The organism is Psychrilyobacter piezotolerans (assembly GCF_003391055.1).
GTDB classification, from domain to species: Bacteria; Fusobacteriota; Fusobacteriia; order Fusobacteriales; family Fusobacteriaceae; genus Psychrilyobacter; species Psychrilyobacter piezotolerans.
This window is the reverse complement of sequence record NZ_QUAJ01000046.1, coordinates 1-14,400: the sequence shown is the minus strand read 5'-3', so window position 1 is coordinate 14,400 and position 14,400 is coordinate 1. Positions and strand designations below refer to the sequence as shown.

Genomic DNA, 14,400 nt, shown 5'->3' with positions numbered 1-14,400 from the left:
TTTATATACATTTTTTTATTCATTTATTTCCTAAAAGTAATTTTTCCTCTAAAAATTCTTTACCACCCAACTAAACTTCTTCTTTTTTACAAATATTCAAATTTATAATTTCCTAGATAATAAAAAAGATGACTCCTGATACAGAAATCATCTTTAATACTCTCTCCCTAAGAGTTTTTACTTTTTAATCGAAGTTTATAGTCGTCCTACTAAAAGCCTCTTTCCCTTTATCGAGAAGAGGGGAAACTACACTTTCCCTATGTCTTTCCTGCAATAGAGCCCCTCAAAATTTATTTTATCCATAGAACTATATGTATTTTTACAAGCAGTTTCTAAATTTTCTCCTAAACTCACTATATTTATTACACGTCCGCCACTGGTCAGGAATTTATCCTTTTCCAATTTAGCCCCTGCAATAAACACCAGATCATCTACATCTGAAATACCTGTTATCTCATATCCCTTATTATAATTTTCAGGATATCCCCCAGACACTCCTACAACGCAGCAGGCAGAAGCATCCTTCCAGCTCATCTGAACTTTATCCAAATTCCCCTCTATGCACATCTCTAAAATTTCCAAAAAGTCATTTTCCATCAATGGCAACACAGCTTGAGTTTCAGGATCTCCCAGTCTCATATTATATTCCAGGGAGTATACTCCTTTTTCCGTTATCATCAACCCGAAGAATATAACTCCGTTAAACTTCATTTTTTCTGCCTTCAATCCTTCTAAGGTGGGAGTCATAATGTCATCGATAAAATCTTTCATTATTTCAGATGTTACATATGGATTAGGAGCTATTACTCCCATTCCCCCTGTATTTAATCCTGTTTCTCCTTCACCGATCTTTTTATGATCCTTGGCAGATATAAATGGTACTATGGTATTACCATCGGTGATGGACAGGATCGAAGCTTCTACCCCTGTGAGAAATTCTTCTATAACTATTTCAGATCCAGCCTCACTGAATTTATGATCTAACAGCATATCTTTCACTGCTTCCACTGCTTCATCTTTATTTTGAGCTATAATTACACCCTTTCCTGCAGCCAAACCACTGGCTTTTACCACAGTAGGATATTCTATCTCATCCAGATATTTTACAGCACTGTCATAATCGGTAAAGATCTCATAGGCAGCTGTTTTTACCCCGTATTTTTTCATAAAGTCCTTGGAATAGGCCTTACTGCCCTCTAAAATTGCAGATTTTTTATCAGGACCAAAGACAGTCAGTCCTTTTTCTTCAAATTTATCTACTATCCCTTCTACCAACAGCTCCTCAGATCCCACCATGGTAAGTCCTATCTTATTCTTTCCTGCAAATTCTACCATCTCTTCAATATCAGATAGGTCTATATTTTCACATCTGTCCAATAATTCAGTCCCTGCATTTCCTGGTGCTACATATATTTTTTCTACCTTATTGTTTTGAGCAAATTTCCATGCAATAGCATGTTCACGACCGCCACTACCTATAATTAAAATTTTCATAATTTACTCCTTTATTTCAAATATTAAAATCATACAACTTTTAAATACTCTCTCCTTTATTTAGAGGTTAATGACTATGAAACTTAATTTTTAATGCTTAAAATGTCTTATCCCTGTAAGTACCATAGATATCCCATGTTCATTACATGCATCTATGGATTCTTGATCTCTCATAGATCCGCCAGGCTGGGCTATTGCACCAATTTTTGCTGTCGCACATGCATCTACTACATCTCTAAATGGGAAAAATGCATCTGATGCTAAGATTGCCCCGTCTCCGGCTCTTTCAATGGCTTGTTTTGTAGCCCATATTCTGTTGGTTTCCCCAGTTCCTATTCCCTTAGCCATCCCATCTTTTACAACTACTATGGCATTGGATTTCACATGTTTTACCACCTTCATTCCAAATACTAGGTCTGTCATCTCCAATTCTGTAGGAGATTTTTCAGTTACTACCTTAAAATCATCGGAGAATGCTGTATCTCTATCCTGCACTAAGATACCACCATCTACCTTTACATACTCTACCTTATCACATGGTTTTTGATATGCTTTTATGATTCTTAAATTCTTCTTTGTCTTTAATATCGTCAATGCTTCCTCTGTAAAATCAGGAGCTATTACTATTTCCAAAAATGTTTTCTTTAATTCCTCAGCAGTTTTACCATCTACTTTTTTATTCAGTGCTACTATCCCGCCAAATATAGAAATAGGATCACAGTTATAAGCCTTCATATATGCATCATAGACATTCTCTGCAATTCCTACCCCGCAAGGTGTTGAATGTTTTAACCCGCAGCAGGCAGGAACTTCAAATTCATTGGCTACCTTCCATGCTACATCCATATCTCTTATATTATTAAAAGATAATTCCTTTCCATTTAATTGTTCAAAATCTTTCATAGCTCCATTTTCAGTTGTAGACACATAGTAAGCAGATTTTTGATGGGGATTTTCACCATATCTCAGATCCATCTTTTTTACATATGATGTACTCAGGTATTCCGGCATCTCTCCCTCTAACAAGAAATTAGATATAGCTGCGTCATAGGCTGATGTCAGGTTAAATACTTTTCCTGCCAGTCTCTTCTTAGTCTCGAAAGTTACCTTTCCTGCTTCCATCTCTTCCTTTACCACATCATAATCAGAAGTATTGGAAATTACCACTACATCTTTAAATGATTTAGCAGCAGACCGGAGCATTGTAGGCCCGCCGATATCTATGAACTCTACCTTGGCTTCAAAGGAGATATCATTTTGTACCTCTTTAAAAAATGGATATAAATTAACTATTACCATATCTATTGGAGTTATGTTTCTTTCTTCTAAAGTCTTCATATGCTCTTCATTATTTCTAACTGCCAGGATCCCTCCATGGATAATTGGGTGTAAAGTTTTTACCCTTCCATCCAGCATCTCTTCTGCCTGGGTTACTTCTGCCACATCTAATACGGCTATATTATTTTCCTTCAGATGTCTGTATGTTCCACCTGTAGAGATTATCTCCACCCCTTGTGAGATTAAAAAATTTGCAAATTCCACTATTCCTGTTTTATCAAAAACCGATATCAATGCTCTTTTCACTTATATATCCTCCTGAAATATTTCAACTCTTTCCTTGTTATCGTTTTATTTATAAGAAGGAGTAGTTTTATTTTTTAACTTAATTTTTTTACTAGTAAACTTATGGCCTTGGGCAATAATTTATGCTCTTCCATCAATACTTTTTTCTGTAAAGTTTCCGCTGTATCTTCTGCTTCCACCTTTACTTTTCTTTGTTCTATTATCTCCCCTGTATCTACACCTGCATCCACATAGTGAACTGTGCAGCCGGATTCATTTTCTTTGGCCTCTATGACGGCTTTATGAATTCTAATCCCAAACATTCCAGGTCCGCCAAATTTAGGCAGTAGGGAAGGGTGGATATTTATTATCCTCCCCCTCCTGTTATTTATAAAATTTTCATCCAGGATCGATAGAAAACCTGCTAAAACTACTAAGTCTACACGATCTCCTAAATACTCATCTATTTTTTTAGATATATCTTTTTTTAATATTTTTCTATCAAATATTTTTGTTTCTATATGATTATTTTCAGCTCTCTCAATTCCATAACATTCCCTGTCTGCTATAACACAGGAGATTTCATATTCTGCTTTTGAGGTAGAAATAGTATCAATTATAGATTGCAGGTTACTTCCGCCGCCAGAGATCAAAACTGCTATCTTAAACATATTCCATTATCTCCTCTGGATATAGTTCCTATCTCATAGGGAGCCTCTCCTAATTCTTCCAAAGTTTTAATTATTGCATCTTTTTCACTGGGATTAGCAATTATTATAAATCCTACACCCATGTTAAATGTTCCCCACATCTCTGATTCATCTACTCCCAGTGACATCAGGTGTTTAAAGATAGGCAGTATCTTTACTGCTGATTTATCCACCACAGCTTCTAATCCTGCAGGTATTACTCTGGGTAAATTTTCAATTATTCCCCCACCGGTAATATGTGCCAGACCGTTTACCCTATGCTTTTTAATAAGTTCTAATATAGGTTTTACATATATTCTTGTAGGAGTAAGGAGTTCCTCTCCTATTGTTTTATCGCCATATTCTGCATCATAGTCGGTTACTAATTTTCTTACCAGTGAAAAGCCGTTACTGTGCACCCCTGATGAAGGTAATGCTATGATTGTATCTCCCTCTTCTATCTTCGATCCGTCTATAAGGTCTTCTTTTTCCACTACTCCCACTGTAAATCCAGCTATATCATAGTCCCCATCCTTATAAAATCCTGGCATCTCTGCTGTCTCTCCCCCTACCAAGGCTGCATCTGACTGTAAACATCCTTCCGTTATCCCGCTTACAAGTGTCGCCGCGATACCTGCATCTAACTTCCCGCAAGCCATATAATCCAAGAAAAATAATGGTTTAGCTCCATGACATAGTACATCGTTTACACACATAGCCACACAGTCAATTCCTACAGTATCATAGGTTTTGGTTTTAAATGCTATCTCCAGTTTAGTTCCAACCCCGTCTGTTCCCGATACCAATATTGGATCTTTCATCTGTCCCAATTGATACATTGCACCAAAACTGCCTAAACCGGTAAGTACATTTTTATTATGTGTTTTTTTTACTAAATCCTTCATAAGCCCTACTGACTTATATCCCTCTTCCTTATTTACTCCTGCATCTTTATATGAAATTGTTGACATCACAGCCTCCTGATATTATTATTTAATCTACTTTATTTTGACCCTTTTTTTATTCTACCTATTATTCTAGCTTTGTCTCTCACTACCAGGGAGAGACATAAAAAGGAGAGGGTCTGTCTCTTACATATTTGCTACTGTAGACATGGGATATATTCCGTTAAAACATCCCATACAGAAATTTTTACTTCCCAGGGTATTTGTTAAATTATCCAGTTTTAAAAAATCCAGACTGTCTGCACCGATATATTCACAGATATCTTCTACAGACATCTCGGCAGCTAAAAGTTCCTTTCTATATGCTATATCTACCCCAAAATAACACGGATGCATCACTGCCGGGCTGGCAGATCTAAAGTGAACCTCTGTCGCTCCTGCTCCCCTCAGCATCTCTATTAATTTTTTACTTGTGGTTCCACGAACCAATGAATCATCTATTACTACAACTCTTTTCCCCTCTATCATAGATCTAATAGGATTTAATTTAACCCTTACAGCTCTTTCACGAAGCTCCTGGGAGGGTTTTATAAATGTCCTTCCAATATATTTATTTTTTACTAAACCTGTCACAAATGGTATCCCTGAGGCTATTGCATATCCTTGGGCTGCGGGCAATCCAGAATCTGGAACACCTATTACGATGTCCGCTTCTACCTTCCCCTGTTCCCAGAGTTTTACCCCTGTTTCGTACCTGCTTTTATATACGTCCAATCCATCTATCACAGAGTCCGGTCTGGCAAAATAAATATGTTCAAAAGAACACGGTGCCTTATGAGATTGTTCATTATAGTTGATGGCTTCTACACCATCTTCATCTATTATTACTATCTCCCCTGCATTTATATCTCTGATTAATTCTGCCCCTACCGAGTCTAAAGCACAAGATTCAGAAGCTAATACAATACTTCCATCCTCTAACTTCCCCATACAGAGTGGTCTGATTCCATAGGGATCTCTTATCCCAATCAATTTATTTTGTACAGCTATCACCAGGGCAAAAGAACCTTTAATAGCTGATATGGTATCTACCAATGTTGATTTCAGACCATTTTTAGATCTTCTTGCAATCATATTTAAGATTACTTCTGAATCGGTAGTAGTTTGAAACACTACTCCTGCATCCTCTAATAATTCCCTGATTATCTTAGGATTAATAAGATTTCCGTTATGAGCTATAGCTATATTCCCTAATTTACAATGACTTTGTAATGGCTGGGCATTCTCCTCACAAGAACCTCCTGCTGTAGAATATCTCACATGACCAATCCCTACATTTCCAACAGCTTCTTTTAACGTCGTTTCAGAAAATACATCTGAAACCAGCCCCATTCCTTTAAAAGTTTTAATTTTCTCATCCTTAGAGATACTCATTCCGGCACTTTCCTGTCCCCTATGTTGCAGTGCACATAATCCATAGTAGATCAGTCCGGCTATATCCTTTTTATCTTCCTTAGAATATATTCCGAATACTCCACATTCCTCTTCCATCTTTTCTGATTCATTGTATACAACCATTATTTTGCTCCTAGTCTTTTTAATATCTCGATGTACGCTTCCTCTATACTCCCCAAATCTCTTCTGAATCTGTCTTTATCTAGTTTTTGTCCTGTAGCCTTATCCCATAATCTGCATGTATCCGGTGAAATTTCATCGGCTAAAACTATCTCTCCAGCAGCATTTTTTCCAAATTCAATTTTGAAATCCACCAGATCAATTCCTTCATCTCCAAAGGCTTTCAATAATAGAGTATTGATCTTTCCAGTGATCTCATAGATCTTTTTTAATTCATCATATGTGGCTAATCCCATGGCTACTGCATGGTGATCGTTGATAAGGGGATCACCAAATGCATCATTTTTATAGCAGATTTCAAAGATGGTATTTTCAGGTTTAGTTCCCTCCTCAATTCCTACTCTTTTAGCCATAGATCCAGCTATTATATTTCTTACTATTACTTCCAATGGAAATATCTCCAGTTTCTCACATAACTGATCTCTATCATTTAATTTCCCCTTAAAATGAGTTCTTATACCGTTTTTTTCTAAGTTTTCAAATAAGATAGTTGTGATCTCATTATTTATTACTCCCTTATTAGAGATAGTCCCCTTCTTTTCCCCATTTCCAGCAGTAGCATCATCTTTATAGTGAATAATTACCAAGTTTTCATTGTCCGTAGCATATATTTGTTTAGCCTTACCTTCATATATAAATTCTCTCTTTTCCATCTTCACCCTCCGATTTATTCAAATTAAATTTTTTATTCTGAATCACACAAATCCTATATGATTCAATCTATTATGTACGCCGTAGATACAAGGTCTACTAATTCTTAGCTAACAACTTTTTTATAGCTCTACTCCATTTTCATTATCTATAATAAAATTCTTCTTCATATTTTCTCTAAATTTTACCAGTTTTTCTTGAACTTCAGGATATTTCAGTGCTAATATCTGTACCACTAACATCCCTGCATTGTAAGAGTTATTGATTCCAACTGTAGCTACTGGGATAGATTTTGGCATCTGTACAATTGACAACAGTGCATCCATCCCGTCCAATGCTGCTCTGATAGGTACTCCCACAACTGGTAATATCGTTTTAGAAGCTATTACTCCAGGCAGGTGTGCTGCTAATCCTGCCCCTGCTATTATAGCTTGGGTATCTTCCATTTCCAACCTTTTTAATGTTTCTACTAATTTTTCCGGCACCCTGTGAGCCGATAATACATGAGCTTCAAATTCAATTCCAAATTCCCTCAGGCAATTTGCTGCCCCTTTCATGACATCTGTATCTGATTTACTTCCAAATATAATAGCTACCTTCATAATTTCTCTCCCTTTGTCTAAAATTTTTTTTATTCATCAATACCGGTCTTTATTTAATATATTTATTATCTATTTCTAAAATAATTCACACCATTTCTAAAAATATTTTGTTCCTTATCTCCTATGATGTTTTTATATAAATTTTCTCCTGTTCTCTCTGAATGTCCCATCTTACCGAAGATCCTTCCATCTTTAGAGGTTATTCCCTCGATGGCATAGACAGATCCATTTGGATTATATTCCCCGTGATTAGTTGGATTCCCGTCTAAGTCTACATATTGAGTAGCTATCTGTCCATTCTCAATTAATTCCTTTAATTTTTCTTCTCCTACAACAAATTTCCCTTCCCCGTGAGATACAGCTATCTGATGTTTTGTTCCTGCTGCAATGTCACTGAGCCATGGTGATTTATTTGAGACAACCTTAGTAGTTACAATTTTTGATATATGTCTGTTGATATCGTTATAAGTCAATGTAGGAGATTTTTCATCCAGGTCACCGATTATTCCATTAGGTAGGAGCCCTGATTTTACAAGGGCTTGGAACCCATTACATATTCCCAAGATCAATCCGTCCCTGCCTAATAATCTCTCTACTGCACCCTTTATCTTTTCATTTCTCAGGATAGTTGCTATAAATTTAGCCGATCCCTCCGGTTCATCTCCTGCTGAGAATCCTCCTGGCAGCATTAAGATTTCACAGTTATCTATATGATTTGCCATCTCATCTATTGATCTAGTGATATGATCCATAGTTAAGTTTCTAAATGTCATTGTAAATGGCAGTGCTCCTTCCTTAGCAAAAGCTTTCATTGAATCATATTCACAGTTAGTTCCTGGGAAGGCTGGTACAAATACTCTTGGATTTTCTATCCTCTCCTTTGGCCTGATTACTTCTTTTTTCTCAAAATTTTCAATTTTTAAATTTTCACTTTCCACTGACTTTACTTCTGCTATTTCAGGAAATATTTCATTTAAAGTTCCCTTCCAGCTGCTTAATAATTCATCTAATTTAATTATCTTATCATTTATAATTAATTCCTTGGCCGGGATAGTTTCTCCTATTAATACAGCATTTTCATCTTCTAAGATATGAGAAGTTTCTACTAAGATAGAACCATATCCCATCACAAACAATTCATCTTCCTTCATTGAAATCTTAGCTCCTACCATATTTCCAAAACTCATCTTAGAGATAGTCTCAACTATTCCACCACCCCTTACAGTCATGGCAGAGATAATTTTCTTATTTTTTATATTTTCATGGATATATTCAAAGTTATTTTTTAATCCCTCTAAATTAGGCATAAGATCCGCATTCATATTGTGTTTAATCAGGTATAAATTATTCCCGCTGCTCTTTAATTCCGGCGAAATCACATTGGACGCCAGAACCTTAGTTACTCCAAAGGAGATCAATGTAGGAGGAACATCTATGTCATTAAAACTTCCACTCATACTGTCCTTCCCTCCAATGGCAGGGACATTGAAATTTTTCATTATATACTGTGTTCCCAATAAGGCTGCAAATGGTTTTCCCCATTTTTTAGGGTTGTCTCCTAATTTTTCAAAATACTCTTGGAATGATAATCTCACTCCCCTGTAATCTCCCCCCATAGCTACTATCTTAGCCAGTGATTCCACCACTGCGTAGGCTCCACCATGATACGGCGACCACTTAGTAATTAACGGGTTATATCCCCAGGTTATTACAGATGCTGTATCTGTCGTTCCCTCCAATAGCGGTATCTTGTGGACCGATCCCTCTGTAGGAGTGAGCTGGTATTTTCCCCCAAATGGCATTAGTACCGTTCCTGCTCCAATTGTTGAATCAAACATCTCCATAAGTCCCTTTTGAGAACTTACATTGAGGGAACTTATTCTTTTCATCACTTTTTCTTCCAGTGTTGCTCCTGCAGCATCCTTAGTTTCCATCGGACTTTCTGAATTAGGTGATTCTACCTCTATATCCATATATCCGGTGACACCATTGGTGTCCAGGAAATCACGGCTTAGATCTACTATGGATTTCCCTCTCCAGTTGATTATTAATCTTCTTTCCTCTGTAACCACTGCTACTTCTACTGCCTCTAAGTTTTCAACATCGGATAATTTCAGGAATTTTTCTACATCCTTATCCTCTACTACCACTGCCATCCTCTCCTGGGATTCAGAGATAGCCAGTTCTGTGCCGTTTAACCCTTTATATTTGACCGGTACTTTATCTAAATTTATAATTAATCCATCTGCCAATTCTCCAATTGCTACCGATACTCCCCCGGCACCAAAGTCATTACACTTTTTAATCAATCTGGTTACCTCTGGGTTCCTGAATAATTTCTGAATTTTTCTCTCTTCCGGAGCATTTCCTTTTTGTACCTCAGCTGAACAGGCAGTTATAGAGTTGATATCGTGTTCCTTGGATGAACCGGTAGCTCCACCGCATCCATCTCTACCGGTTTTCCCTCCCAATAAGATTATCTTATCCCCTGGGTTAGGAGTTTCACGACGGACATTACTTGCCGGGGTAGCTGCTACTACTGCTCCTACTTCCATCCTCTTAGCCTTATATCCTTCGTGATAGATCTCGGCCACATGGGATGTTGCCACACCTATCTGGTTTCCATATGATGAGTACCCGTGGGCTGCACCAGTTGTTATCTTTCTCTGGGATAATTTTCCAGGCAGGGTATCCTCTAATTTTTCCAATGGGTTCGCCGATCCCGTTACTCTGATAGCTTGGTATATATATGATCTTCCAGATAATGGATCTCTTATGGCTCCCCCTATACAGGTAGAAGCTCCTCCAAATGGTTCGATCTCAGTAGGATGATTATGAGTTTCGTTTTTAAACATCAAAAGCCATTTTTCCATCTCTTTTTTCCCGTTTTTTTCTATATCCACATCTATGTATACAGAACAGGCATTTATCTCTTCCGATACTTCCAAATCATCTAAAAGACCATTTTTTCTCATCTCCCTGGCTGATACGGTAGCCATATCCATGAGGGTCATAGGTTTTTTCTCTATCCTTTCCCCATGGGCATCCCTTCTGCTTTCCAGGTACTCATTGAATGTTGCCTGTAATGTCTCTTCAAATCTCCCCTTTGGCAGGGTAATATTTTCTAATATTGTTTCAAAGGTAGTATGTCTGCAGTGATCCGACCAGTAAGTATCCAATACTTTTATCTCTGTATCACTGGGGTCTCTTCCCTCTTCATTTTTAAAGTATTTTTGAATATGCATAATATCAGCTGTAGTCATGGCTAAACCAGAAGATTTTCTAAATTCTTCTAACTCATCTTTCGAATAAGAATTAAATCCACCATGGATCTTCACTTCATTTGGAGGAGTTATCTCATCTTCTGCCATACTGGATAGGTCTTTTTCCCTCATCTCAACTTCATTTATATAATATTTTTTTATTTTTTTCATATCTTCAGATGAAAGATTTCCGGAAAATATAATAAGTTTTCCTGTTTTTACCGATATGTCCCCACTCTCTTCACAAATTAAATTTATACATTGGATAGCTGAGTCAGCCCTCTGATCAAATTGACCAGGTAAGAATTCAACAGCTAAGTAATTTTTATCCTTTAAATCTAAAGTATCATAGGTATCATCTACTACAATTTCTGAGAGCACCACTTCTTTTATTGTAGATACTTCATCTTTTTTTACATTGAAAAGATCATAGATATTTAATATTCTAACCTTTTCCAAATGAGCTAAATTTAAACTTTCCTTTAATTCAGCCTTTAGTTTTTTAGCTTCTACAGCAAATTCTTCTTTTTTTTCTACATAGACACGGTGATTCATGACTCCTCCTAATTTTTATGAATAAATATAATTTTCTCTCTAATTAACAAAAATCCCGAAGCTATTTTTAATAAGTAAAAATAGCCCCGGGATTTAACCAAGTACTTTCATTTACTTATAGCAGTTTATTTAAGGCAAACCGTAGAGACTCCCATCCATATTATGGGTATATATAAGTTTTATTTAATTTTTGTTAAAATAATCCAGAGATTATTCCAGCTTCATCTATATAGATCAATTCTGCCGAAGGTATTTTTGGTAATCCCGGCATATCTAAGATACTTCCTGCCATTGCTACGATAAATCCTGCTCCGGCTGATAACCTCAATTCATTTATTGTAACAGCAAATCCACTTGGTCTTCCCATTAGTTTGGGATTATCCGAGATGGACTTTTGAGTTTTTGACATACAGATCGGTAATTTATCATATCCATATTCATTTAATGTTTTTATCATCTTTTTAGCATTAGGTGTAAATATTACTCCATCTCCACCATAAATATCTTTTACTATCTTCTCTATTTTTTCCTCAATAGAATCTTCTACTTTATAAAGATATTTAAAATTATTTTCTTTATTTTCTATCTCATCTATCACCAATTTAGCTAACTCTATTCCTCCATCTCCACCATCGGCCCATACATCACACAGAGCTACCGGCACATCTAGTGTTTCACAGTGAGTTTTTATAAAATCTAATTCTGCAGCACTGTCTGTAACAAATTTATTTATAGCTACCACCACTGGTAATCCAAAATTTTTCATATTTTCTATATGTTTATCTAAATTTTCTATTCCTTTAGTTAAAGCTTCTAAATTTTCTTCCTTGAGTTCTTTAGAGTTCATTCCACCATGCAGTTTAAGAGCTTTTACCGTAGCTACAATGACTACAGCATTGGGATTCAAACCGCCCTTCCTGCATTTTATATCCAAGAATTTTTCTGCTCCTAAGTCTGCTGCAAATCCCGCTTCTGTTATTGCATAATCAGATAATTTAAGTGCCATCTTAGTAGCTAATAATGAGTTACATCCGTGAGCTATATTGGCAAATGGTCCACCATGGATTATTACCGGGGTATTTTCCAATGTTTGAACTAAGTTTGGTTTAATTGCTTCCTTTAGGAGAGCTGTTATAGCTCCTTCTATCTTCAGGTCACTCACTTTTAGTGGTTTCCCTGCTCTGTCATATCCAAATACTATCTCACTGATCCTGTTTTTCAGATCCATTATAGATTCTGATAAACAGAGGATAGCCATTATCTCAGAGGCTACCGTTATTTGAAATGAATTTTCTCTTGGAATTCCATTGGCAATTCCACCCATCCCAATTACTATATTTCTAAGGGATCTGTCATTCATATCCATGACCCTTTTAAAAGCTATCTTAGTTACGTCTATATCCAGTTGGTTTCCATGTTTTATATGGTTATCTATGCATGCTGAGATAAGATTATGTGCTACTCCAATTGCATGAAGATCTCCTGTAAAGTGTAAATTTATATCCTCCATTGGAATCACCTGAGAGTGTCCTCCGCCAGTAGCTCCACCCTTCATTCCAAATACAGGACCAAGAGATGGTTCCCTCAATGCTGCTATGGATTTTTTACCTAACTTGTTCATAGCCTGAGTCAGACCTACAGTAACTGTAGATTTTCCTTCTCCTGCTGGTGTAGGAGTAATTGCTGTTACTAGGATCAATTTTCCATCTTTTTTATGACTGTTTTTTTTCAATATATCTAAATTTAATTTTGCTTTATACCTTCCATATTGATCATAATCTTCTTCCGATAAATTTATCTTAGCTGCAATATCTCTAATGTGTAATATCTTTGCTTCTTGAGCAATTTGAATATCTGTTTTCATGCTGCCTCCTTAAAATAAAAATCCTAAGTACACACTTATTTCAATGCGGACTTAGGACTGTTGATTAATTCCTTTTTTATTTATTTTTAACATCTTTATTTTGTACTTCATGTCAATCCTCCATTAGTTGTATTTTTATCTTAAAAATTAACTGATCGGATATTAAAAAAATATTAATACCATAGTAAGTCATTTACGGTGACTTGTAGAAACTTCCTCCCATATTGAGAAATTATATCGTTCTATTTGAGGATACTATACCATAATATTTTTTAAAAAGCAATAAATAGTCTTAAACTTCATAAAAAAAATTTGGTTTTCCCGAAATAATATAGCATACTTGTAATAGAACAATACATTTTTATAATTGAGGAGTGTGATGCATTATGATTGGAATTTTTTTGTTAATCGGAGTTGTTGTTGTCCTTTTTTTACTCAAAGAATCTAAGACAAAGGATTCTCATGAAATAATTGATGAAAAAGATGAAGCCGCAATAAAAAATAAGAAGATTTTAAAGGAAAAGATTCAGAATGACTTAAAGAATAATAAGATAGACCGTGTATTTGTATCACCTCATTCACAAAAATACCACAACAAGAAATGCCGATATTATAACAATACTATGACTGAACTTCCTTTAGATAAGGCTAAAAAAGAGGGATATATCCCGTGTAAAATCTGCCACCAGAAAAAAGATATCTCTGCCTAAGGGAGGAGATGTCTTTTTTTTATTTTTAAAATAAAAAAAATCCGAATAAAATATTCGGATAAAATTTATTATGGCAGTCCAGTAGGGACTCGAACCCTAAACCCACGGTTTTGGAGACCGTTACTCTACCAATTGAGCCACTGAACTATAAATATTTAATTGCTTAAACATTCAAAACTATATAATAATGTTTTTTACCCGTAAAGGGCATCACCAATATTTCTAAAATTTACTTTCGTAAATTAAGAAAATTGCGATAAATTAACTTTCTAAAATCTTTTAAACTTTCTTCTCTTCTTAGGTTTCTCTTTGTTAAAGAGAAAACATACAAAGGAAGAGTTCTTAGGTTAAGTGTTCGTCATATTAGTATTGGTCAGCTAAAGACTTCACAGCCCTTACACCCCCAACCTATCAACCTCGTAGTCTCCAAGGTGACTTATCAATGATAGAATACTTATCTCTGAGTTGG

Annotated in this window: 10 protein-coding genes, 1 tRNA gene, 1 rRNA gene and 2 riboswitches; of the genes, 1 reads left to right on the top strand and 11 read right to left on the bottom strand. The window is 35.8% G+C overall.

Annotated elements, in window-relative coordinates:
• Positions 1-246: 246 nt before the first annotated feature.
• The 9 genes from purD to DYH56_RS14875 all read right to left on the bottom strand — a co-directional run bounded on the left by purD (position 247) and on the right by DYH56_RS14875 (position 13,221).
• Complete coding sequence (gene purD / locus DYH56_RS14915; RefSeq protein ID WP_114643665.1) at positions 247-1,494, bottom strand: phosphoribosylamine--glycine ligase; 1,248 nt, start codon at positions 1,492-1,494, stop codon at positions 247-249.
• Positions 1,495-1,584: 90 nt separating this feature from the next.
• Positions 1,585-3,078 carry a bifunctional phosphoribosylaminoimidazolecarboxamide formyltransferase/IMP cyclohydrolase gene (purH, locus tag DYH56_RS14910; RefSeq protein ID WP_114643664.1) on the bottom strand — a complete coding sequence of 498 codons (1,494 nt, stop codon included), beginning with the start codon at positions 3,076-3,078 and terminating at the stop codon, positions 1,585-1,587.
• A 74-nt stretch (positions 3,079-3,152) separates the two neighbouring features.
• A complete protein-coding gene (gene purN, locus DYH56_RS14905) occupies positions 3,153-3,728 on the bottom strand; it encodes a phosphoribosylglycinamide formyltransferase (protein WP_114643663.1) in 576 nt (191 codons plus the stop codon).
• The gene (purM, locus tag DYH56_RS14900) at positions 3,716-4,717 is read right to left on the bottom strand and encodes a phosphoribosylformylglycinamidine cyclo-ligase (protein WP_114643662.1); all 1,002 of its coding nucleotides are present in this window, start codon (positions 4,715-4,717) and stop codon (positions 3,716-3,718) included. Before purM ends, purN begins: the two co-directional genes overlap by 13 nt.
• A 120-nt stretch (positions 4,718-4,837) precedes the next feature.
• On the bottom strand, positions 4,838-6,229 hold the full coding sequence (gene purF, locus DYH56_RS14895; RefSeq protein WP_114643661.1) for an amidophosphoribosyltransferase: 1,392 nt from the start codon (positions 6,227-6,229) through the stop codon (positions 4,838-4,840).
• Positions 6,229-6,939 carry a phosphoribosylaminoimidazolesuccinocarboxamide synthase gene (purC, locus tag DYH56_RS14890; protein WP_114643660.1) on the bottom strand — a complete coding sequence of 237 codons (711 nt, stop codon included), beginning with the start codon at positions 6,937-6,939 and terminating at the stop codon, positions 6,229-6,231. The genes purF and purC overlap by 1 nt, the downstream gene beginning before the upstream one ends.
• Positions 6,940-7,059: 120 nt before the next feature.
• Entirely contained in the window at positions 7,060-7,539 is a 480-nt protein-coding gene (gene purE / locus DYH56_RS14885; protein ID WP_114643659.1) for a 5-(carboxyamino)imidazole ribonucleotide mutase, read from the bottom strand.
• 65 nt (positions 7,540-7,604) lie between these two features.
• A complete protein-coding gene (locus DYH56_RS14880; protein WP_114643658.1) occupies positions 7,605-11,357 on the bottom strand; it encodes a phosphoribosylformylglycinamidine synthase in 3,753 nt (1,250 codons plus the stop codon).
• A 98-nt stretch (positions 11,358-11,455) separates the two neighbouring features.
• Positions 11,456-11,553: riboswitch (purine riboswitch) on the bottom strand.
• Positions 11,551-13,221, bottom strand: coding sequence for a formate--tetrahydrofolate ligase (locus DYH56_RS14875; protein WP_114643657.1), 1,671 nt, complete (start codon positions 13,219-13,221; stop codon positions 11,551-11,553). (Overlaps the previous riboswitch by 3 nt.)
• A gap of 162 nt (positions 13,222-13,383) precedes the next feature.
• A riboswitch (purine riboswitch) is annotated at positions 13,384-13,481 on the bottom strand.
• Positions 13,482-13,607: 126 nt separating this feature from the next.
• Between DYH56_RS14875 and DYH56_RS14870 the strand changes: the two genes are divergently transcribed.
• A complete protein-coding gene (locus DYH56_RS14870; protein ID WP_114643656.1) occupies positions 13,608-13,931 on the top strand; it encodes a hypothetical protein in 324 nt (107 codons plus the stop codon).
• A 71-nt stretch (positions 13,932-14,002) separates the two neighbouring features.
• Here the strand turns inward: DYH56_RS14870 and DYH56_RS14865 are convergent.
• Together DYH56_RS14865 and DYH56_RS14860 are read right to left on the bottom strand one after the other, a co-directional pair.
• A tRNA-Trp gene (locus tag DYH56_RS14865) sits at positions 14,003-14,078 on the bottom strand.
• Between the two features lie 196 nt (positions 14,079-14,274).
• Positions 14,275-14,400 (bottom strand): 23S ribosomal RNA (locus DYH56_RS14860); the annotation flags it as partial.